The sequence below is a fragment of the Pseudomonas sp. B21-009 genome (genome assembly GCF_024749345.1).
Classification (GTDB): Bacteria; Pseudomonadota; Gammaproteobacteria; order Pseudomonadales; family Pseudomonadaceae; genus Aquipseudomonas.
In genome coordinates this window covers 427,478-448,808 of sequence record NZ_CP087199.1, presented here as the reverse complement: position 1 = coordinate 448,808, position 21,331 = coordinate 427,478, and the positions used below count along the sequence as shown (strand labels likewise).

The following is a 21,331-nucleotide window of genomic DNA, read 5'->3' as shown; positions in this document are numbered from 1 at the left end:
GGGGCAAGCCCGCTCCTGCAAAGATCCCTGTAGGAGCGGGCTTGCCCCGCGATGAAGCCCGCACTGCCAACACATTTTTAGAGTTAGTACATGAGACTGTCCCGCTTTTTCATCGACGCCCCCCTGAGCCTCGGCGCCCACGACCTGCCCGAAGCCCAGGCCCACTACATTGGCCGCGTGCTGCGCATGGCGGTTGGCGATGCCGTGCAACTGTTCGACGGTAGCGGCCAGGAGTTTCGCGGCCAATTGCTGGAAGTCGGCAAGAAAACCGTCCGCGTGCAGCTCGACGAAGCCTTCGCCGGGCAAGCCGACTCCAGCCTGCAGATTCACCTCGGCCAGGGCCTGTCGCGCGGCGAGCGCATGGACTGGGCAATCCAGAAGGCCACCGAACTGGGCGTCAGCGCTATCACCCCGATCGTCAGCGAGCGCTGCGAAGTACGCCTCAAGGATGAACGCGCCGACAAGCGCATGGCTCATTGGCGCCAGGTGGCGATCAGCGCCTGCGAGCAATGCGGGCGCTCCAGCGTACCGGTCATCCATCCACCACAGCCGCTGGCAGACTGGCTCAAGGCCTGCGACCAGGACCTCAAGCTGGTCCTGCACCCGGTCGCCGAACCCATGGTCAGCCATCAGCAGCCCGCCAGCCTGGCGTTTTTGATCGGCCCAGAAGGCGGCCTCAGCGAGGCCGAAGTCGAGCAGGCCAAGGCCACCGGCTTCCATGCCGCACGCCTGGGCCCGCGCGTATTGCGCACCGAAACCGCGCCAGTCGTGGCCCTGGCCGTGGCCCAGCAGCTGTGGGGCGACTTCTAGAGCACGTAGAAGAACACCGCGATGAAGTGCAGCAGGCTGCCGGCGATCACGAACAGGTGCCAGATGCCATGCCAATGGCGAAAGCGGCTGTCGTAGGCAAAGAAGATGATGCCGATGGTGTAGAACGCGCCACCGGCCGCTAGCCAGGCAAAGCCTGCGGCGCCGAGGCTGGCGAGCAGCGGCTTGACCGCCACCAGCACGATCCAGCCCATCAGCGCATAGATGATGATCGACATGACCCGCGCTTCGGAGCGCGGCTTGATCTCTTGCAGCATGCCGATCACCGCCAGCCCCCAGACCACCCCGAACAGGCTCCAGCCCCAGGGCCCGCGCAGGCTGACCAGGCAGAACGGCGTATAGCTGCCGGCGATCAACAGGTAGATCGACAGGTGATCGAGCTTGCGCATGATCACTTTGGCCTTGCCGCGCACGCTGTGATAAAGGGTCGAGATGCTGTAGAGCAACAGCAGGGTAAAGCCATAGATCGCCAGGCTGACGATCTTCCAGGGGTCGCCCTGCAGGCTCGCCACCACCAGCAGCCAGATGGCGCCGATGCAGGCCAGAACGGCACCGACCAGATGGGTCCAGGCGTTGAAACGTTCACCGTGATACATGCAACAGGATCCTCCTGACTTAAAACAGGTCTCCCATCCTACACAGGCAAATGCTTCAAACCACCCCTGCGTCTACCAACAGTTGCTCCAGCGCGGGCAGGTCCGGCACCCGTGCCACCTGTTCGCCCACCTGTACCGCCGCCAGCTCCAGGCCGGCCAGCGGCACATCGACGTAGTTGAGCTGGCTGTCGAGCTTGCACGAGCGCGGAATACCCTGCACCAGCAAGGCGACAAAGCGCAGCGGGCTGTCGCCCAGGGCATTGAGCACGACGATCCGCGCCCGCTCGCCAACCTGCAACTGGCCGTCGCAGGCCGACTCGAAGCTCAGCAGCGGCAGGCGCTGGCCCCGCCAGTCGATCCAGCCAAGCATCCACTCGGGCGCGTCCAGCGCCGGGCTGCCGGCCTGAAAGCCGATCAGTTCGGCCACGGCCACGTTGGGCAGTACCAGGCAGCGATCGCTCAAGGGCAGCAGCAGGCCGGTGAGGCTGCTGCGCCGGTTTTGCCGGGCCGGTTGTTCAAGCATCGCGGCGACTCCATTGGGCGATGCTCTGCAGCAGCACCGACTCCTGATAGGGCTTGCCCAGGTAGTCATTGACGCCGATGGCCATGGCCCGGTCGCGGTGTTTCTGGCCGGTACGCGAAGTGATCATGATGATCGGCAGGTCCTTGAGCTTGGGGTCGTGGCGGATCTGCGTGGCGACTTCAAAGCCGTCCATGCGCGGCATCTCGATATCCAGCAGGAGAATGTCCGGGCGATGCTCCTGCAGCAGGGCCATGGCATCGACCCCGTCCTTGGCGGTCAGTACGTTCATGCCGTGGCGTTCGAGCAGGCGGCCGGTAACCTTGCGCACCGTCACCGAGTCATCCACCACCATTACCAGCAGCGGTCGTTGCGGCAAGCTGCCATGGCTGTCCCGGCGCAGGCCTTCGCTGCTGTGCTGGTGCAGCGCCAACTGCTGCTGCAAACCGCGCAACTGGCCGAGCAGATCGAGAATCAGCACCACCCGGCCATCGCCCAGCAAGGTCGCCCCGGACAAGCCCTGGACCGCGGCAAACTGCGGCCCCAGGCTTTTGACCACGATCTCGCGGCTGGCCGCCAGGCCATCGACCTGCACAGCGTATTGCTGGTCGTGGGAGTGCACCAGCAGCACCGGCAGCGGCAGGCTCTGGCCCAACAGTTTCGGCTGCGCCGCCCCCTGCAGCAGCTCGCCCAGGTAGCGCAGCTCGTAGCGATGCCCGGCGTACTGGTAATGCGGCGGATCAAGCTGATAGCACGCCTCGAGTTCGGCCGGCGGCACGCGGACGATGCCTTCGATGGTATTGAGCGGAATCGCGTACTGCTCTTCGCCGTAGTGCACCATCAAGCCACGGTTGATCGACACCGTGAATGGCAGGCGAATCAAAAAGCGCGCGCCCTTGCCCGGCTTCGACTCGATCACCATCGAACCTCCGAGCTGCTTGACCTCTTCATGGACCACGTCCATGCCCAGGCCGCGGCCGGAAATCTGGGTGATCTTCTCGGCGGTGGAAAACCCTGGCTGGAGGATGAACTGCATGATCTCGTGGTCACTGAGCACCGCTGCAGGGTCGAGCAAACCACGCTTGATCGCCTTGCGCCGCACGGCTTCCAGCGGCACCCCAGCACCGTCGTCGGTCATTTCGATGACGATGTCGGCGCCTTCATGCAGCAGGTTCAGCGAGATCAGCCCGTGCGCAGGCTTACCCGCTGCCAGGCGCGCCTCGCGCGACTCCAGGCCATGGTCGACGGCGTTGCGCAGCATGTGCTCCAGCGGCGCCATCATGCGTTCCAGAACGCTGCGGTCCATCTCGCCCTCGGCATTGCCGACCACCAGTTCGACCTGCTTGCCCAGCTCGCTGGAGACCTGCCGCACCACCCGCTGCAAGCGCGGCACCAGGCGCTCGAACGGCACCATGCGGGTGCGCATCAGGCCTTCCTGCAGGTCGCTGTTGACCCGCGCCTGTTGCTGCAACAGGCTGTGCGCGTCATGGGCGCGCACGCTCAGGGTTTCCTTGAGGTCGAGCAGGTCGGAGGCCGATTCGAACAACGCCCGCGACAGTTGCTGCAGCTGCGAATGGCGGTCCATTTCCAGCGGGTCGAAATCGTCGTAGGCCTGGCCGTCGCCATCGGCCTGGCGGCTGAGGATGCGCCCCTGGGTTTCGGTATCCAGGCGGCGCAACTGGTCGCGCATGCGCTCCAGGGTGGTTTCCATCTCGTTCAGGGCCACTTGGGCGTCATTGACCTGCTGCTCAATGCGGCCACGGATGATCGAATTCTCTCCGGCCAGGTTGCCCAGGTCATCAAGCAGCTCCGAGGCCACCTTGACCATATCCCCGGCGCCACGCTCAGGGGCGGTCACCGGCAGCTCTGGCGGCGCCGTATCCGGGTGCGCCTGACCGGCAGCGGTATCGGCCAATGCGGCGCTGCTGAAGTTGCGGATGTAGTCGATCAGCGCCGTGGCCGCGTGCAACGGTTGCTGCAGGCGCACCGCATCGAGCATGTGCGCCAGGCGGTCGTGGCAATTCTGCAGCAGGCTGAACAGCGCCGGGCTCGGTTGCAACTGGCCGGCGGCGAGCAGTTCGTAGAGAAACTCCAGTTCATGGGCCAGGTCGCCGATCGGCCCGATCTCGACCATCCGCGCACCGCCCTTGAGGGTGTGCAGGTCGCGCAGCAGGTTCTCCACCTCAACGCCATTACGCGGCTCGGCCTGCCAGCGCAGCAAGGCCGCGCTGGAGCTTTCGACCAGGTCCAGGCTTTCTTCGAGGAAGATCTCCAGCAGCTCTTTGTCGCCGGCATCCTGCTGCGCTTCGACGGGTTTATCCACAGGCACCGGCGGCGGCGCCTCATGACGAAACTCGCGCAGCGCCGCCAGCAGCTCTACCTGGGCAGCCGGCACCTGGCCTTGCTGCAGTTGTTCGAGCATCTGCGCCAGTTGCTGGTGGCTGCGCTTGAGCAGGGCAAACAGCTCGGCGCCAGGGCTGAAGCGCCGGTCCACCAAACCTTCGTAAAGCAGCTCAAGCTCTTGTGCCAGCACCTCGAACGCGCCCATGGCGGCCATCTGCGCGCCACCCTTGAGGGTTTGCAGGTCGCGGGCCAGCGACGACAGCGCCGAGGCGTTGTCGGTATCCAGCAGCCAGCGCGCCAGGGCCTGGTCGGCGCTGTCGAGAATGTCGCTGGCTTCATCGAGAAACAGTTCGAGCATGGCCGGGTCCGGCGCTTGGGCCGCAAGTTCGGCGGTGGCACTGGCAAGCTCGGTGATTGTCCCGCCCTGGCTATTGACCAGGCCCATGGCCGCTGGGTCGAGGCCTTCGTCAAGCAGCTCGCGCAAGGCCTGCAGGCGTTCCGGACGCGGGTCGACTTCCTGGCCGGCGGCGATCTGGTCGAGCATGTCAATCAGCGCTTCATGGGCGCTTTGCGCCTCGCTGAAGAACCGCGGGCTGACCGCGAGGCTGCTCTCCTCCACGGCGCCATAGAGGTCGAGCAAGGCTTCACACAGCTCATCCACCTGCCACAGGTCGGCCAGGTGTGCGCTCTGGCCGAGGGTGGTCAGTTCATCAAGCAGGGCATTGAGTTCCTGGCGCTCGCCCGGGTGCTCCTGCCAGCGCAAAAGCAACGATTCGGCGTCGAGCAGGATGTCCATGCCCTGGGCCAGGAAGCTGGCAATCAGTTGCGGGTCGCGCTTGACCCGCAGGCCCTGGCTTGGCGCCTCGAGCAAAGCTTGCAGGCGCGCATCGACCACCTGGTGAATATCGGCGATCAGCGTCGCGGCCCCGGCAATCGGCGCCAGAGGCGCGCTGGAGAGCTGCTGCACGCCACGGCGCAGCAGCGGCTCGGCAGTTTCCAGCAGGTAGATTTCTTCCAGGTCGAAGGCCAGCTGATGGGCCTTGAACTCCCGCGCCAGCAAGTCCAGGGCGCCGGCCAGCTCGGCAATCGGTACTACCCCGGCCATCGCCGCACTGCCCTTGAGGGTGTGCAGGGCGCGCTGCAGGTTATCGCTGACCGCCAGCGGCAACTGCTTGTCGGCCTCGTGCAGGAAGGCTTCGAGACTGTCCAGGTGACCCAGGGCTTCGTTGCGAAAGATCTCCAGCAATTGCGGGTCGATGGCTTCGCCGGCCTCGGCCTCGCTGCGCGGGTCGTTCATGGCCAGGGCGTGCAGGTGCGCGGCCAGTTGTTCAACCTGCGGATGCGCCGACGCCAGTGCCTGGGCAAACTCGCCGAGCAAGCCAGGCAGTGTGTCCAGCGCTTGCTGCAAGGCGGCCAGGGGCGCTGCACCGATATCTACCCGGCCCTCGAGCACGCGATTGAGCAGGTGCTCCGCCGCCCAGGCCAGTTCCCCCAGCACCTGGGCGCGGACCATCCGCCCGCTACCCTTGAGGGTGTGCAGACCGCGGCGCAGTTCGATCAGGGCGTCACGATCGGCGCCGTCGGCTTGCCAGCGCGTCCACATCTGATTGAGCAAAGGCAGAAGTTCGTGGGCCTCTTCGAGGAAAATTTCCCGCAGATCGTCGTCGATTGGTGCTTCTTCATCCGCCGCAACAACAGTCGCTTCCACCAACGCCGGTTCCGGCTCGGGCCGATAACCCAAAGCAGCCAGGCTGTGCTGCGCCGCCTCGAGGAACCGCGAAGGGTTGGCCTGGGGATCGGCAATCAGCCATTGCAGGTAGCATTCACAGGCACTCACGGCCTCGGCCAGATGGCTCAGGGCTGCAGTATCCGCCAGGGTCTCGCTGCCCAGCAGCTGTGCATGCACGTAGTCGCCGCACTGCCCGATCAACGCCGCTGCGCGCGGCAGCATCAGCATCGCCAGCGCGCCACGCACCTGTTGCAGCAAGCCCGGCACTGGCTGCAGACGCTGCGGCTGCCAGCCGGCGTCGAGGCAATCGCCGATCAGGTCCTTGACCTGCTGCAGCACGGCGAAGGCTTCCTCCAGCACCAGCTGGCGAATCTCCGCCAGGTCGGTGCCCGGCAGCGGGCTCTGGCTGTTCTGCTCCAGCGGCCCGACCATGCCGGCCAGGGTGGCCTCGACATACAGCAGCGCGCCAGCGATATCCATCAGCAGCGCATCGGCAGGCTCGCGCTGACCCTGGGCCAGGCTTTGCAGCACCAGCACCTGGTCGATGATCACCCGCCGCGGCTGGCCAAAGCCGAGGACCGCCAGGGTGTCGGCGATCTGGCGCAGCGGCGCCAGTAACGGTTCCAGTTCCTCCAGATGCTGGCGGTCGCCGCGCACGAACTGGTCGAGGCGCTCCTTGACCCGCTTGAGGTCTTCGCACAGGGCGGCGACCACCGAACGCAAGGCATCACGATCGGGCCCGGCCTGCAGGCGATCGCGCCAGGTGCCCAGGTACAGGTCGAGGTTGGCCAGCTCTTCGGCGTCGGCCGGGCTGCTGCTCAGCAGGCTGTCCTGGGCCAGGGCCTGGGCACCGCGCTCGGCACGCAATTGGTTGAGCACTGGCAACACCACCAGCGGCAAGTCGCGGCGGGCGCTGCGCAGGCGCTCCAGGTACAGCGGCAATTGCTCAAGGCCGCGAAACAACGCGCCCAGCGCTTCACCGCGCTGGCTGGCGCGGCCCTGGCGCAAGGCCAGGCCCAGTTGTTCCATTTCTTCGGCGAGCAGCGCCGCGCCGTGCAGTTCGAGCATCAGCAGGCAGCCGCGCACCTGGTGCAGCTGTTCGACGAAACCGTCGAGCACCGCTTCATCGCCGGGCTCGGCGGCAAAGTGTTCAAGGGTCAGGCGCGCCTGGCCCAGGCAGTCGGCGATCGCCCCTCTGACCCAGGCCAGCGCCACCGTATCGTGCCGATCCGCCATAACTGCTCCCATCACCATGATGCCCTCAACGCGGTGGCGTCGGCGGCAGGGTAAAACCGGACACCGAGCGGCGCATTTCACTGGCCATGCGCGCCAGGTTACCGATGCTCTCGGCGGTGGCGGTGGAGCCGGCCGAAGTTTGCGAGGTGATCTGCTGGATCACCGACATGGTATGCGAGATCTGCCCGGCCGAAGAGGTCTGCAGCTGGGCGGCGTCGGAGATGCTGTGAATCAGGTCGGCGAGGGTCTGCGACACGCCTTCGATTTCGGCCAGGGCGACCCCGGCATCCTGGGCCAGGCGCGCACCGCGCACCACTTCGGCGGTGGTCTGCTCCATGGAGATCACCGCTTCGTTGGTGTCGGCCTGAATGGTACGCACCAGCGCTTCGATCTGCCGCGTGGCCGACGATGAGCGTTCGGCCAGGCGCTGTACTTCGTCGGCAACCACGGCAAAACCGCGCCCGGCTTCACCGGCCAGCGAAGCCTGGATTGCCGCGTTGAGGGCGAGGATGTTGGTCTGGTCGGCAATGTCGTCGATCAGGCTGACGATATCGCCGATCTCCTGGGACGACTCGCCCAGGCGCTTGATCCGCTTGGCGGTGTCCTGGATCTGCTCGCGGATGTTGTCCATGCCGTTGATGGTGTTGTGCACCACCTCGTTGCCCTTGTTGGCGATAGCCACCGAACGCTCGGCCACCTTGGCCGATTCGTAGGCGTGGGTGGAAACGCGGTCGATGGATTCAGCCATGTCGCCCACCGCCACCGAGGCATCGCTGATCTGCTGGGCCTGGTGCTCGGAGGCCTTGGCCAGTTGGCGCGCGGTGTTCTGGGTGTCTTGCACGGCGGCGGCAACTTCCTCGGCGCTGAGGTTGATGGTCGCCACCAGGTCGCGCAGCTGGTCGATGGAGTAATTGATCGAATCGGCAATGGCGCCGGTGAAGTCTTCGGTCACCGACACGGTTACGGTCAGGTCGCCGTCAGCAAGGTCTTCAATTTCGTCGAGCAGGCGCATGATCGCCTGCTGGTTGCGCTCGTTCTTCTCGGCAGTTTCGTGCAACTGGCGGTGGGTGGTGCGAACCATCACCAGGCCGATGAGAATGATCGACGCCAGCGCCAGCAAACCCAGTACATAGCCGCCGACGGTATCCAGGGTTCGGCCGCCAGCCAGGTTTTCAAACCCGGTGGCCAGGCGCGAGGCTTCATCGAGCAGGGTTTGCGAAAGGCCGAAGATGCTCCCGGCGGCTTCGCGCACACGGAACAGCTCGGGCGAGGTTTCGAGGATTTCGTCGACGGAGCCTGCGACAAACTGGAACAGCTCGGCGATCTCGCCCAGGCGCGCACGGGCGTCCGGGTCTTGCACGCGAGTCACCTGGATGGTGTCGTTACCGCCGAGCATGGCCTCGAGCACCTGGCCGAAACGGCTGGCGTCGCGGCCGAAGGCATCGGCGGCCTGCACAGCGGTGTCGTCGCCGGCCAGTACGGTATTCACCGAGCCAAGAATACGCTCGGCCAGCAACGACTGGCGCTGGGCCACGGCCACCTGGCTGGCCGGCGCACCGCTTTGCAGGAGGATCTCGACGACCTTCTCGTACTCCACCTGCAACTGCGGCACGGTTTCAGCCAGGGTCGCGGCAACCTGGTGCAACGACAGCACGGTCTGCTCGCTGGCCAGGATGGTGTCGGTGTTCTTGCGCAGGTTTTCCCAGTCACGCAGCACTGCGTCCATTTCCTTGCGCACCGCCGGCGGCGCAGCGGGCAGGCCGGTGCTGGCATCGCCCTTTTTCAGGTAGCCCCAGCGCTGTTCGAAGTCGTTGCGCGCCTCGCTCAACAGGCGGAAGGCCACGGCCTTGCCGGCCGCCGCTTCAGTGGCGTTCTTGGCGATGCGCTGGGACAGCACCCGCAGTTCGCCGGCATGGCCGATGTACTGCTTGTCGTAGTTGGCCTGGGTGTTGAGGTAGGCGAAGTTGGCGAACAGCAGGATGATCGACAGGATCAGCACCACGAACAGCGCGGCGATCTGCGCGCTGCTGCGGGAACCCTGGGGCGATGGAGCCGTCTTGGTCGTGGTCACGGAGGTGGCGTTCCTTTACAGCGCGACATCAAGGAAACCCGGCGCCTGGGCCAGGGCGAAGGGGCTGAAGATCGCCCAGCTGCGCTCACGCTGGAAATGCCCCTGGACGAAAGGCGCGGCCGCACTGAGCAACGGCGTTGGCGGCGACAGATCGAGGCTGTGCAGCGGGAAATGCTGCAAACCCAGCACTTCATCGACCAGCAAGCCGGCAAACAACTCGTCATGGTCGAGCACCAGCACTCGTCGCTGCTTGCGCGGTGCCGACAGGCCCAGGGCGAAGAAACCGCAGAGGTCCATCACCGGCAGCAGCCGGCCACGCAGGTTGGCGACACCGCTGACCCAGGGCTTGACCCCGGGGATGCGGCTCAGGCGCGGCTCGTGCAGCACTTCGGCGACTTCGCCCATGGGCGCGACGAACCACTGTTCGGCAATGCGAAAGCCGATGCCGCTCCAGCTCTGCAGGCGGGTTTCCTGCAACGGCAGGTCGGCGGCCAGCAGCCGGCAGCGCCGGTCGATGTCCAGCAGCAGCTCGAAGGCCGTCAGCGACTCGCCCATGGGCTGGGTGGTCAACCTTTGAGCACGTCGTTGAGCTTTTTGATCAGGGTGTCTTCGTCCACCGGCTTGGTCAGGTAGTCCTTGGCGCCCTGGCGCTGGCCCCAGACCTTGTCGGTCTCCTGGTCCTTGGTGGTGACGATGATCACCGGGATATGCGCGGTTTCCGGGTCTTTGCTCAACTGGCGGGTGGCCTGGAAGCCGTTGACCCCGGGCATGACGATGTCCATCAGTACCGCATCGGGCTTTTCGTGGCGGGCCAGGGCTACGCCATCGGCGCCGTTTTCGGCCTTGAGCACTTCATGCCCGTGCTTTTCGAGCATACCGGTCAGTTTGTACATTTCGGTCGGCGAATCGTCGACGATCAGAACTCGGGCCATGCTGTTCCCCATAAGGAATAGACGCCTGCGCGGCGGCGCAACGTCAGGGTGCGTGTTGTTCTTCTGCGGCGAATCCGGGCACATGGGCCTTGATTGCGTCCAGCAGCTCTTCCTTGCTGAAAGGTTTGGTCAAAAATTGATCAGAGCCGACGACACGGCCACGGGCCTTGTCGAACAGGCCATCGCGGGACGACAGGAGAATCACCGGCGTGTCCTTGAAGGTGCTGTTCTGCTTGATCAGGGCGCAGGTCTGGTAGCCGTCCAGACGCGGCATCAGCACGTCGACGAAAATGATCTGCGGCTGGTGGTCGATGATCTTGGCCAGGGCATCAAAACCGTCGATGGCCGTGATGACCTCACATCCTGCTTCACCGAGCAATATCTGGGCGGTGCGGCGAATCGTCTTGGAGTCGTCGATCACCATCACCTTCAATGCCGCGCCGGGCTGTTCCATAATTGCTCTACCATCGCTGCTCGCTATGAGCGGCAAGCTACAAGTTTCTGGCGGCAAGAAAAAGCAGGGTGAACGCGGCGTGCTTTTTCTTGTGGCTTATGGCTTGTGGCTTGCAGCTGGAGAGGGCCGTGCAGGCCACGTGCCAGGCCTTTTTAGCACACTCTGGGGGGTGCATTCCATCGGCCCGCGCCGACGCCCGGCGCAGCGCCGCCCAGGATGCGTTTTTCCCTTGACCGCCAGCGTTGCGAGCGCCACCCTGACGCCACTTTTCATTCGAGCCAATGCGGCCCATTGCCGCTGAGAGGATTTTGCCCATGAGCGTTCGCCTCGGGATTGTCATGGACCCCATTGCGCGCATTTCCTATAAAAAGGACAGCTCGCTGGCCATGTTGCTGGCCGCCCAGGAGCGCGGCTGGTCGCTGTTCTACATGGAGCAGCAGGACCTCTACCAGGGCGCCGGCCAGGCCCGCGCACGCATGCGCCCGCTGAAAGTGTTCGCCGACCCGGGGCACTGGTTCGAGCTCGACGCCGAGCAAGACAGTGCCCTGAGCGAGCTGGACGTGATCCTGATGCGCAAGGATCCACCGTTCGACATGGAGTTCGTCTACAGCACCTACCTGCTGGAACAGGCCGAAGCCGCCGGCGTGCTGGTGGTCAACCGCCCGCAGAGCCTGCGCGACTGCAACGAAAAGCTGTTCGCCACGCTGTTCCCGCAGTGCACGCCACCGACCCTGGTCAGCCGCCGCGCCGATATCCTGCGCGAATTCGTCAACCAGCAGGGCGACACCATCCTCAAGCCGCTGGACGGCATGGGCGGCACCTCGATCTTCCGCCATCGCCCGGGCGACCCGAACCTCTCGGTAATCCTCGAGACCCTGACCGGCAACGGCACCCAGCAAATCATGGCGCAAGGCTACCTGCCGGCCATCAAGGACGGCGACAAGCGCATCCTGATGATCGACGGCGAGCCGGTGCCCTATTGCCTGGCGCGCATTCCGGCCTCGGGCGAAACCCGTGGCAACCTCGCCGCCGGCGGCCGTGGCGAAGCCCGCCCGCTGACCGACCGCGACCGCTGGATCGCTGAACAGGTCGGCCCGACCCTGCGCGAGAAGGGCCTGCTGTTCGTCGGCCTGGACGTGATCGGCGAGCACCTGACCGAAATCAACGTCACCAGCCCGACCTGCATCCGCGAGATCGACAACGCCTTCGGCACCCAGATCGGCGTGCAGTTGATGGATGCCATTGATCGCAAGCTCAAGGCGCGCTGACAGCCGACGCGGAGCAACCGCGCAGAGTGGGGTATCATGCCGGTCGTTTTTATGACCTGGGCACCTGCTCTGCCGGTTTCCCCCGGTCTTTGCAGCTGCTGGATACCTGATGACGCTTCCTGCTGACATCCCTGCCGACTTCTCTCCACCCCGCGTACGCCCGGTGGATCGCCTGGGTTTTACCTTGTTCCTGGCAGCGCTGCTGCACCTGGCGCTGATTCTCGGTGTCGGCTTCACCTTCGCCAAGCCCGAAGAAATCCGCCGGACCATGGAAATCACCCTGGCCACCTTCAAAAGCGAGAAAGCGCCGCAGAAGGCCGATTACCTGGCCCAGGACAATCAGCAAGGCAGCGGCACCCTGGACAAGAAGGCGGTGCCGAAAACCACCGAAGTAGCGCCCTTCCAGGACAGCAAGATCAACAAGGTCACCCCGCCGCCGGCCGCCAAGCCCGAAGTGCAACCGCAACCGACGCCGCCCAAGGCAGTAGTGGCGACCAAGGCGCCGAAGCCGGAAAAGGTCGAAACCCGACCCAAGGAAGCCAAGCCGCAGCCCAAACCCAAGGCTGCGACCCCGGACTTCGACAGCTCGCAGCTGTCCAGCCAGATCGCCAGCCTCGAAGCCGAACTGTCCAACGAGCAGCAACTGTACGCCAAGCGCCCGCGCATCCACAGGCTTAATGCCGCCTCGACCATGCGCGACAAGGGTGCCTGGTACAAGGACGAGTGGCGCAAGAAGGTCGAGCGTATCGGCAACCTCAACTACCCCGACGAAGCCCGGCGCCAGCAGATCTACGGCAGCCTGCGGCTGATGGTGTCGATCAACCGCGACGGTTCGCTGTATGAAGTGCTGGTGCTGGAGTCCTCCGGCCAGCCGCTGCTCGACCAGGCCGCCCAGCGCATCGTGCGCCTGGCCGCACCGTTCGCGCCGTTCACCGGCGACCTGGCCGATATCGACCGGCTGGAGATCATCCGTACCTGGCGTTTCGCCCGCGGCGACCGGCTGCAGAGCAATTGATTTGCCCGACCGGGCATGTATTAAAAAACACTCAAGAATAACGCAGACACAAGCCGCTGTTACCTGATAAAACTGCCAGTTTCGCCAACGCTCACAGACGCTCAATATCGCCAGGTAAATCACCAGGCAGGGCGTTTACCATGAGCACTATTGGCAAATCTGATAGCAAAAAACCCACGCACTGGGTCAAGCATGCCTCTGGTCATTTCACCGTCACCCTGAAAGACGGCGTAAATGAAACAGTGTACAAGAACAGTAACGTCCACTTTTTACGCACCGGCCCTTTGAGCCTTATTTACTGCATTTTCAATGACTGGCCATTTGATCCAGGCGCGACCTATCCTGCAATCTGGATCTCGACAAGCGCACCACTGGAAATACGTGAATATGCAATAAAACCTGAGCCAAGCGCAGATGAGTTCTTTGGTTTATTTGCAACTTACTCAAATGGTAGTGTGGGGGGCGACAACGCGGGTACAGGAGCATTGAAAATCAAAGCGCTTTACGACGCCCAGAACTTTATTCATATAGAAGGCGAGGCCGAGTTTGACTATGAACTTTCCGACGGCCGTACGATAAACATTTTCATCAATGAATTTACTGCTCAGTATCATCCGCCCATTATTAGATCCTGAACACGCCGAGACTCACCCCCTGGGCACTGGCTGCTGACTACCCCACCCGGCAGTCAGCACCGACTACTACAATCGATCTAAGGTTAAGCCTGATGGCAAAACAATAGCCATTTTGCGATGATGCGCGCCCGTATATCCCCCCTCAAGAAAGGATTCTGTTGATGTCGCGCATCAATTTCGCCCGCAAAACAGCCGCCCTCGGCCTGGCCCTGGCGGCCTGCGTCCTGCCTGCTACTGCCTTCGCCGACGCCGCCGAGCTGTCGCAGAAGCTGTACAACGAAGTTGGCGAGTACAAGTACGACGAAACCCCGGCGCGCCTGGCCAAGATCCAGGCCCTGCTCGACCAGGGTGCCGATCCGAAAGGCCAGCCGATGTTCCTGGCCGCCTCCTACAAGATCGTCGCGCCGTTCGAGCTGTTCCTGCCAAAGATCGGTGACGTCAACACACCGATCCAGGAAAACGGTGAAACCCTGCTGCTGTTCGTCCTCAACCAGGCCGAGCAATCGAAGGCCTCCGAGGCCGACCTGCGCATGGTCAAGGGCCTGATCAAGGCCGGCGCCGACGTCAACGTGCTGGCCCAGGGCGATTCCGCTACGCCGCTGAACACCGCGGCAGGCAAGGGCTCAGCCGAACTGATCAAGCTGCTGCTGGCTTCTGGCGCCGATGCCAAGGCCGTCCGGCCGAACGGCTTTACTCCATTGACCGGACCGGGTGCCTCGAACCTGGAGGTGATCAAGCTGCTGGTCGCTGCCGGCGCCAATCCCTACCAGGTAACCCTGACCGGCACGACGCCGCTGCACCATGTTTGCGAACGCGCCTTTGAGATGAACGGCCAGCCTGACCCACAAGCGGCCGAGCGCATTGCCCTGCTGCTGAAAAAAGGCAGCTCGATCGATGCCTACCACGAGCAGCACGGCACCTTCCCGGTCGGTACGCCGCTGGAAGAAGCCGCCCGCACGGACAACCCGGACTGCGTCGCCGCGCTGATCAAGGCCGGCTCCAGCCTCAAGGCCCCGGCGTTCCCGGAGAGCTACCTGGCCAAGTACCCGCAGGCCAAGCAGCAAACCGTCCAGGAGTACGTGCTGTCGGCCGCTGAAGAGTCGCCAACCCTGTACACCGAAGAAGTGGTCAAGCTGTTCAAGTAACCCCGCAGTAAAGCTGACAAGGTGACGCCAGCACCTTGTCAGCGTGGCCACTCACCGCCACACTATCAGGCATGAAGAACCTCAGCCCGGATTACCTCAAGCATCAGTTCCTGATTGCCATGCCACACATGGCCGACCCGAACTTCGCGCAGACCTTGACCTACATCGTCGAGCACAACGCCAATGGGGCGATGGGGCTGGTGGTCAATCGGCCACAAGACCTCAACCTGGCCGATATCCTCGAACAGCTGCGCCCGGACGTCGAACCGCCGGCCAGTTGCATTCATGTACCAATCTATATGGGCGGCCCGGTGCAAACCGACCGCGGCTTCGTCCTGCACACCAGCGAGCGCAGCTTCCAGGCCACCGTCGAACTCGACGGCCTGTCGCTGACCACCTCCCAGGACGTGCTGTTCGCCATCGCCGACGGCCTGGGCCCGAAACAGAGCCTGATTACCCTCGGCTATGCCGGCTGGGAAGCCGGGCAGCTGGAAGCGGAGCTGGCCGACAACGCCTGGCTGAACTGCCCGTTCGACCCCGAGATCATCTTCGGCATGGCCTGTGAGCAGCGCCTGGCCGCTGCGGCGGCAAGCCTGGGGATCAACCTCAGCCTGCTGACCAGCCAGGCGGGGCACGCCTGATGGCCGAAGTACGTCTACTGCTGGGCTTTGACTACGGCAGCCGCCAGATCGGCGTCGCCGTCGGCCAGGTGATCACCGGCCAGGCCCGCGAGCTGTGCACCCTCAAGGCGCAGAACGGCACGCCGGACTGGGCCCAGGTGGAAAAACTGATCAAAGAGTGGAAACCCGACGCCCTGGTGGTCGGCCTGCCCTTGAACATGGATGGCAGCCCCAGCGAGATGAGCGAGCGCGCAGAAAAATTCGCCCGCCGCCTTAATGGTCGATACAACCTGCCGGTCCACACCCACGATGAACGCCTGACCACTTTCGAAGCCAAGGGCGAGCGCATGGCCCGTGGCGGCCAGCGCGGCAGTTACCGCGACAATCCGGTGGATGCCATTGCCGCCGCCTTGCTGCTGCAGGGCTGGCTGGAGGCCAATACCGGGGCCTGAGACCCGATCATCGCATTCAAGCCGGGCCAGCGCACCGCTCCCCGGCCTCTTGAGGAGCAAGCATGAGCCTACCCAATCCCGCCGAACTGATCCGGCAGATGGCCGTCGACCTTCGCGCCCATCTGGCCCGCCGCGCCATTGCCGAGCCGCGTTTCATCGGCATCCGCACCGGGGGTGTCTGGGTCGCCCAGGCCCTGCTCGAAGAGCTGGGCAGCGACGCCGCCCTGGGCACGCTCGACGTTTCCTTCTACCGCGACGACTTCAGCCAGAACGGCCTGCACCCGCAGGTGCGCCCGTCCGACCTGCCGTTCGAGATCGAAGGCCAGCACCTGGTGCTGATCGACGACGTACTGATGAGCGGGCGTACCATCCGCGCCGCCCTCAACGAGCTGTTCGACTATGGCCGCCCGGCCAGCGTGACCCTGGTCTGCCTGCTCGACCTGGATGCCGGCGAATTGCCGATCCGGCCGAATGTGGTCGGCGCCACCCTGTCGCTGGCTGCCCATGAACGGGTAAAATTGACCGGACCCGCACCGCTCGCCCTCGAGCGCCAGGACCTCGCCTCCGCTTCCGCCCTTTAAGAGTCCCCCGCGATGACGCCAATCGACGCCAAGCGCCCGCTGCAGCTCAATGATCAGGGCCAGCTGCGCCACTTTCTCTCGCTCGACGGTTTGCCCCGCGAACTGCTGACCGAAATCCTCGACACCGCCGACTCGTTCCTCGAAGTCGGCGCCCGGGCCGTGAAGAAGGTCCCGTTGCTGCGCGGCAAGACCGTCTGCAACGTGTTCTTCGAGAACTCCACGCGCACCCGCACCACCTTCGAACTGGCCGCCCAGCGGCTGTCGGCCGACGTCATCACCCTGAACGTGTCGACCTCTTCGACCAGCAAGGGTGAAACCCTGTTCGACACCCTGCGCAACCTCGAAGCCATGGCCGCCGACATGTTCGTCGTGCGTCATGCCGACTCGGGCGCCGCGCACTTCATCGCCGAGCACGTGTGCCCGGAGGTGGCGATCATCAACGGCGGCGACGGCCGCCACGCCCACCCGACCCAGGGCATGCTCGACATGCTCACCATTCGTCGGCACAAGGGCGGCTTCGAGAACCTCTCGGTGGCCATCGTCGGCGACATCCTGCACTCGCGGGTGGCGCGCTCGAACATGCTCGCGCTGAAAACCCTGGGCTGCCCGGACATCCGCGTGATCGGCCCGAAAACCCTGCTGCCGATCGGTATCGAGCAGTATGGGGTGAAGGTCTACACCGACCTCGAGCAAGGCCTCAAGGACGTCGACGTGGTGATCATGCTGCGCCTGCAGCGTGAGCGCATGGCCGGCGGCCTGCTGCCCAGCGAAGGCGAGTTCTACCGCCTGTTCGGCCTGACCACCGCGCGCCTGGCCGGGGCCAAGCCGGATGCCATCGTCATGCACCCGGGCCCGATCAACCGCGGCGTCGAGATTGAATCAGCGGTGGCCGACGGCGCCCACTCGGTGATCCTCAACCAGGTCACCTACGGCATCGCCGTGCGCATGGCGGTGCTGTCCATGGCCATGAGCGGGCAGACCGCGCAACGTCAATTCGAGCAGGAGAACGCCCAGTGACCCTCAGTATTCTCGGCGCCCGGGTCATCGACCCGCTGAGCGGCCTGGACCAGACCACTGACCTGCACATCGATGCCGGCAAGATCATCGCCATCGGCGCCGCCCCGGCAGGCTTCAAGCCGGCGCGCAGCATCGACGCCCAAGGCCTGGTAGCCGCCCCCGGCCTGGTCGACCTCAACGTCGCCCTGCGCGAGCCCGGCTACAGCCGCAAGGGCAGCATCGCCAGCGAAACCCGCGCTGCCGCTGCCGGTGGCGTCACCAGCCTGTGCTGCCCGCCGCAGACCAAGCCGGTGCTGGACACCTCGGCAGTGGCCGAGCTGATTCTCGACCGCGCCCGCGAAGCCGGGCACAGCAAGGTCTACCCGATCGGCGCCCTGAGCAAAGGCCTGGAAGGCGAGCAGCTTGCCGAGCTGATTGCCCTGCGCGACGCCGGCTGCGTGGCCTTTGGCAACGGCCTCAATGCCTTTACCAACAACCGCACCCTGGCCCGCGCCCTGGAATACGCCGCGACCTTCGACCTGACGGTGATCTTCCACTCCCAGGACCGCGACCTGGCCCAGGGTGGCCTGGCCCACGAAGGCGCCATGGCCAGCTTCCTCGGCCTTCCGGGCATCCCGGAAACCGCCGAGACCGTGGCCCTGGCGCGCAACCTGCTGCTGGTCGAACAGACCGGCGTGCGTGCGCACTTCAGCCAGCTGACCAGCGCCCGCGGCGCGCGGCTGATCGCCCAGGCCCAGGAACTGGGCCTGCCGGTGACCGCCGACGTGGCCCTGTACCAGCTGATCCTCACCGATGAAGCGCTGCGCGACTTCTCCAGCCTCTACCACGTGCAACCGCCGCTGCGCACCCGCGCCGACCGCGACGGCCTGCGCGAGGCGGTGAAGTCCGGGGTGATCCAGGCGATTTCCAGCCATCACCAGCCCCACGAGCGGGATGCCAAACTGGCACCGTTCGGCGCCACCGAGCCGGGCATCAGCAGTGTCGAACTGTTGCTGCCGCTGGCCATGACCCTGGTGGAAGACGGCCTGCTCGATTTGCCAACTTTGTTGCAACGTTTGTCTGCAGGCCCTGCAGCAGCGCTGCGCCTGCCAGCGGGCGAGCTGAAGGTAGGCAGTGCCGCAGACCTGGTGCTGTTCGACGCCAAGGCCTCGACCCTGGCCGGCGAGCAATGGCGCTCGAAGGGCGACAACTGCCCGTTCATCGGCCACTGCCTGCCGAGTGCGGTGCGTTATACCTTGGTCGATGGACATATCAGTCACGAAGCCTGAGTTTGCGCTGCTACATCGCGGGTCAAGCCCGCTCCCACAGGATTTCACCCATCTCTGTGGGAGCGGGCTCGACCCGCGATAGCCATTACCACTCATCCTGCAAGGTTGAAATCCTTCCCACCACCCCCATATGAGTCTGCATCAGGCATTTTCGCCCCGCTGCGTGGAGACTCTCCCTTGACCACCATCGTTTCAGTTCGCCGCCACGGCAAAGTCGTCATGGGCGGCGACGGCCAGGTTTCTCTCGGCAACACCGTGATGAAAGGCAACGCCAAGAAAGTCCGCCGCCTGTACCACGGCCAGGTCATCGCCGGTTTCGCCGGTGCCACCGCCGACGCCTTCACCCTGTTCGAACGCTTCGAAGGGCAACTGGAAAAACACCAGGGCCATCTGATCCGCGCCGCCGTGGAGCTGGCCAAGGAGTGGCGTACCGACCGTTCCCTGAGCCGCCTGGAAGCCATGCTGGCGGTAGCCAACAAGGACGCATCGCTGATCATCACCGGCAACGGTGACGTGGTCGAGCCCGAAGACGGCCTGATCGCCATGGGCTCCGGTGGCGCCTACGCCCAGGCCGCCGCCCGCGCGCTGCTGCAAAAGACCGACCTCTCGGCCCGCGAAATCGCCGAGACCGCGCTGAACATCGCCGGTGACATCTGTGTGTTCACCAACCACAACCTGACCATCGAGGAGCAGGACCTGGCCGAGTAATTCAGCTGTTCTGGCGCCCGGCCCCGGTGGCCGGGCTTTTCCACGCTGACTTATCGAGCCCAAGGACCATCACTATCATGTCCATGACCCCCCGCGAGATCGTCCACGAACTCAACCGCCATATCATCGGCCAGGACGACGCCAAGCGCGCCGTCGCCATCGCCCTGCGCAACCGCTGGCGGCGCATGCAACTGCCGGCCGAGCTGCGCGTTGAAGTGACGCCGAAGAACATCCTGATGATCGGCCCGACCGGCGTCGGCAAGACCGAAATCGCCCGGCGCCTGGCAAAGCTTGCCAACGCCCCGTTCATCAAGGTCGAAGCGACCAAGTTCACCGAGGTCGGCTATGTCGGCCGTGACGTCGAGTCGATCATCCGCGACCTCGCCGATGCCGCGATCAAGATGCTCCGCGAGCAGGAAATCATCCGCGTCGGCCACCGCGCCGAAGATGCTGCCGAAGAGCGCATCCTCGACGCCCTGCTGCCACCGGCGCGCACCGGCTTCAACGAAGACCAGGTCGCCAGCCAGGACTCCAACACCCGCCAGCTGTTCCGCAAGCGCTTGCGCGAAGGCCAGCTGGACGACAAGGAAATCGAGATCGAAGTGGCCGAGGCCGTGGGTGTCGATATTTCCGCGCCGCCGGGCATGGAGGAGATGACCAACCAGTTGCAGAACCTGTTCGCCAACATGGGCAAGGGCAAGCGCAAGAGCCGCAAGCTCAAGGTCAAGGAAGCGCTCAAGCTGGTGCGCGACGAAGAAGCCGGGCGCCTGGTCAACGAAGACGAGCTCAAGGCCAAGGCCCTGGAAGCGGTCGAGCAGCACGGCATCGTGTTCATCGACGAAATCGACAAGGTTGCCAAGCGCGGTAACGTTGGCGGCGCCGACGTCTCCCGTGAAGGCGTGCAGCGCGACCTGCTGCCACTGATCGAAGGCTGCACGGTGAACACCAAGCTGGGCATGGTCAAGACCGACCACATCCTGTTCATCGCCTCCGGTGCCTTCCACCTGAGCAAGCCGAGCGACCTGGTGCCCGAGCTGCAAGGTCGCCTGCCGATTCGCGTCGAACTCAAGGCCCTGAGCCCGGAAGACTTCGAGCGTATCCTCAGCGAACCGCACGCCTCGCTCACCGAGCAATACCGCGAGCTGTTGAAAACCGAAGGCTTGAACATCGAGTTCGCCGCCGACGGCATCAAGCGCCTGGCCGAGATCGCCTGGCAGGTCAACGAGAAAACCGAGAACATCGGTGCCCGTCGCCTGCACACCTTGCTCGAGCGCCTGCTCGAAGAGGTGTCGTTCAGCGCCGGCGACCTGGCCAGCGCCCACAGCGAAGCGCCGATCCGCATCGACGCCGACTACGTCAACAGCCACCTGGGCGAATTGGCGCAGAACGAAGACCTGTCTCGCTACATTCTCTAAAGCGGCAAGCTTCAAGCGGCAAGCTGCAAGTCAAGTGCGCTGGACGCCTTCTCTTGTAGCTTGTAGCTTGCAGCTTGTAGCCCAAGAGCCCTTATCCATGACCAGAATCCCCACCGGCATCAACCTGCACAAAGCCTCCAAGACCCTTACCCTGACCTACGGGCCAGGCGAGGTGTACAACCTGCCCGCCGAATTCCTGCGCGTGCACTCCCCTTCCGCCGAGGTCCAGGGCCACGGCAATCCGATCCTTCAGTACGGCAAGCTCGGCGTTGGCTTGAGCGGGCTGGAACCTGCCGGCCAGTACGCACTGAAACTGACCTTCGACGACGGCCACGACAGCGGCCTGTTCACCTGGGAATACCTTGAGCAGCTGTGCCTGCGCCAGCAGGAACTCTGGGATGACTACCTTGGCGAGCTGAAAAAAGCCGGCAAATCCCGCGACCCCAACGAGTCGATCGTCAAGCTGATGCTCTAGCTCGGCCCCCTCAGGGTTTAGAG

The 21,331-nt window shown here is 64.5% G+C and carries 20 protein-coding genes and 2 pseudogenes; 13 read left to right on the top strand and 9 right to left on the bottom strand.

The window, feature by feature from the left end; genetic code table 11:
• Positions 1–90 precede the first annotated feature (90 nt).
• A complete protein-coding gene (locus LOY34_RS02000; protein ID WP_195885511.1) occupies positions 91–810 on the top strand; it encodes a 16S rRNA (uracil(1498)-N(3))-methyltransferase in 720 nt (239 codons plus the stop codon).
• Here LOY34_RS02000 and LOY34_RS01995 read toward each other — a convergent pair.
• The 9 genes and pseudogenes from LOY34_RS01995 to LOY34_RS01960 form a co-directional block, all read right to left on the bottom strand.
• Positions 807–1,424, bottom strand: coding sequence for a PAQR family membrane homeostasis protein TrhA (locus LOY34_RS01995; protein WP_045193841.1), 618 nt, complete (start codon positions 1,422–1,424; stop codon positions 807–809). The two genes, LOY34_RS02000 and LOY34_RS01995, sit on opposite strands and share 4 nt — an antisense overlap.
• Before the next feature lie 55 nt (positions 1,425–1,479).
• Positions 1,480–1,947 carry a chemotaxis protein CheW gene (locus LOY34_RS01990; RefSeq protein ID WP_093376918.1) on the bottom strand — a complete coding sequence of 156 codons (468 nt, stop codon included), beginning with the start codon at positions 1,945–1,947 and terminating at the stop codon, positions 1,480–1,482.
• Positions 1,940–2,326, bottom strand: a pseudogene (locus tag LOY34_RS27405) (PleD family two-component system response regulator); the annotation flags it as partial. The gene LOY34_RS01990 and the pseudogene LOY34_RS27405, both read right to left, overlap by 8 nt.
• A 129-nt stretch (positions 2,327–2,455) precedes the next feature.
• Positions 2,456–6,238: pseudogene (locus LOY34_RS01985) on the bottom strand (Hpt domain-containing protein); the annotation flags it as partial.
• Positions 6,239–7,277: 1,039 nt separating this feature from the next.
• Positions 7,278–9,323 (bottom strand): methyl-accepting chemotaxis protein, encoded by a 2,046-nt coding sequence (locus LOY34_RS01980; protein WP_195885509.1) that lies wholly within the window; start codon positions 9,321–9,323, stop codon positions 7,278–7,280.
• 15 nt (positions 9,324–9,338) lie between these two features.
• On the bottom strand, positions 9,339–9,893 hold the full coding sequence (locus LOY34_RS01975) for a chemotaxis protein CheW (protein ID WP_082075373.1): 555 nt from the start codon (positions 9,891–9,893) through the stop codon (positions 9,339–9,341).
• Positions 9,890–10,255, bottom strand: coding sequence for a twitching motility response regulator PilH (gene pilH, locus LOY34_RS01970; RefSeq protein ID WP_045193983.1), 366 nt, complete (start codon positions 10,253–10,255; stop codon positions 9,890–9,892). The genes LOY34_RS01975 and pilH overlap by 4 nt, the downstream gene beginning before the upstream one ends.
• A 43-nt stretch (positions 10,256–10,298) precedes the next feature.
• Positions 10,299–10,709 (bottom strand): twitching motility response regulator PilG, encoded by a 411-nt coding sequence (gene pilG / locus LOY34_RS01965; RefSeq protein WP_045193849.1) that lies wholly within the window; start codon positions 10,707–10,709, stop codon positions 10,299–10,301.
• Between the two features lie 37 nt (positions 10,710–10,746).
• The gene (locus LOY34_RS01960) at positions 10,747–11,025 is read right to left on the bottom strand and encodes a hypothetical protein (RefSeq protein ID WP_258664222.1); all 279 of its coding nucleotides are present in this window, start codon (positions 11,023–11,025) and stop codon (positions 10,747–10,749) included.
• Here LOY34_RS01960 and gshB point away from each other — a divergent pair.
• From gshB to LOY34_RS01900, 12 genes are all read left to right on the top strand, one after another.
• Positions 11,024–11,977, top strand: coding sequence for a glutathione synthase (gene gshB / locus LOY34_RS01955; protein ID WP_195885507.1), 954 nt, complete (start codon positions 11,024–11,026; stop codon positions 11,975–11,977). The genes LOY34_RS01960 and gshB overlap by 2 nt on opposite strands.
• Before the next feature lie 109 nt (positions 11,978–12,086).
• Entirely contained in the window at positions 12,087–12,992 is a 906-nt protein-coding gene (locus tag LOY34_RS01950; protein ID WP_038997538.1) for an energy transducer TonB, read from the top strand.
• Between the two features lie 140 nt (positions 12,993–13,132).
• The gene (locus LOY34_RS01945) at positions 13,133–13,627 is read left to right on the top strand and encodes a hypothetical protein (protein WP_195885506.1); all 495 of its coding nucleotides are present in this window, start codon (positions 13,133–13,135) and stop codon (positions 13,625–13,627) included.
• A 161-nt stretch (positions 13,628–13,788) separates the two neighbouring features.
• Positions 13,789–14,772: an ankyrin repeat domain-containing protein gene (locus LOY34_RS01940; RefSeq protein WP_093376935.1), complete on the top strand. Its 984-nt coding sequence runs from the start codon at positions 13,789–13,791 to the stop codon at positions 14,770–14,772.
• A gap of 71 nt (positions 14,773–14,843) precedes the next feature.
• Entirely contained in the window at positions 14,844–15,413 is a 570-nt protein-coding gene (locus tag LOY34_RS01935; protein ID WP_045193852.1) for a YqgE/AlgH family protein, read from the top strand.
• Positions 15,413–15,844, top strand: coding sequence for a Holliday junction resolvase RuvX (gene ruvX, locus LOY34_RS01930; RefSeq protein ID WP_093376944.1), 432 nt, complete (start codon positions 15,413–15,415; stop codon positions 15,842–15,844). The genes LOY34_RS01935 and ruvX overlap by 1 nt, the downstream gene beginning before the upstream one ends.
• A 62-nt stretch (positions 15,845–15,906) precedes the next feature.
• Positions 15,907–16,425: a bifunctional pyr operon transcriptional regulator/uracil phosphoribosyltransferase PyrR gene (gene pyrR / locus LOY34_RS01925; RefSeq protein ID WP_010221492.1), complete on the top strand. Its 519-nt coding sequence runs from the start codon at positions 15,907–15,909 to the stop codon at positions 16,423–16,425.
• Between the two features lie 12 nt (positions 16,426–16,437).
• Complete coding sequence (locus tag LOY34_RS01920) at positions 16,438–17,442, top strand: aspartate carbamoyltransferase catalytic subunit (protein WP_010221491.1); 1,005 nt, start codon at positions 16,438–16,440, stop codon at positions 17,440–17,442.
• Positions 17,439–18,710, top strand: coding sequence for a dihydroorotase (locus LOY34_RS01915; protein ID WP_195885505.1), 1,272 nt, complete (start codon positions 17,439–17,441; stop codon positions 18,708–18,710). Before LOY34_RS01920 ends, LOY34_RS01915 begins: the two co-directional genes overlap by 4 nt.
• Positions 18,711–18,887: 177 nt before the next feature.
• The gene (gene hslV / locus LOY34_RS01910) at positions 18,888–19,418 is read left to right on the top strand and encodes an ATP-dependent protease subunit HslV (RefSeq protein ID WP_028945572.1); all 531 of its coding nucleotides are present in this window, start codon (positions 18,888–18,890) and stop codon (positions 19,416–19,418) included.
• 77 nt (positions 19,419–19,495) lie between these two features.
• Positions 19,496–20,833 carry an ATP-dependent protease ATPase subunit HslU gene (gene hslU, locus LOY34_RS01905; protein WP_045193855.1) on the top strand — a complete coding sequence of 446 codons (1,338 nt, stop codon included), beginning with the start codon at positions 19,496–19,498 and terminating at the stop codon, positions 20,831–20,833.
• 97 nt (positions 20,834–20,930) lie between these two features.
• Complete coding sequence (locus tag LOY34_RS01900) at positions 20,931–21,308, top strand: gamma-butyrobetaine hydroxylase-like domain-containing protein (RefSeq protein WP_045193856.1); 378 nt, start codon at positions 20,931–20,933, stop codon at positions 21,306–21,308.
• The last annotated feature ends 23 nt before the right edge of the window (positions 21,309–21,331 follow it).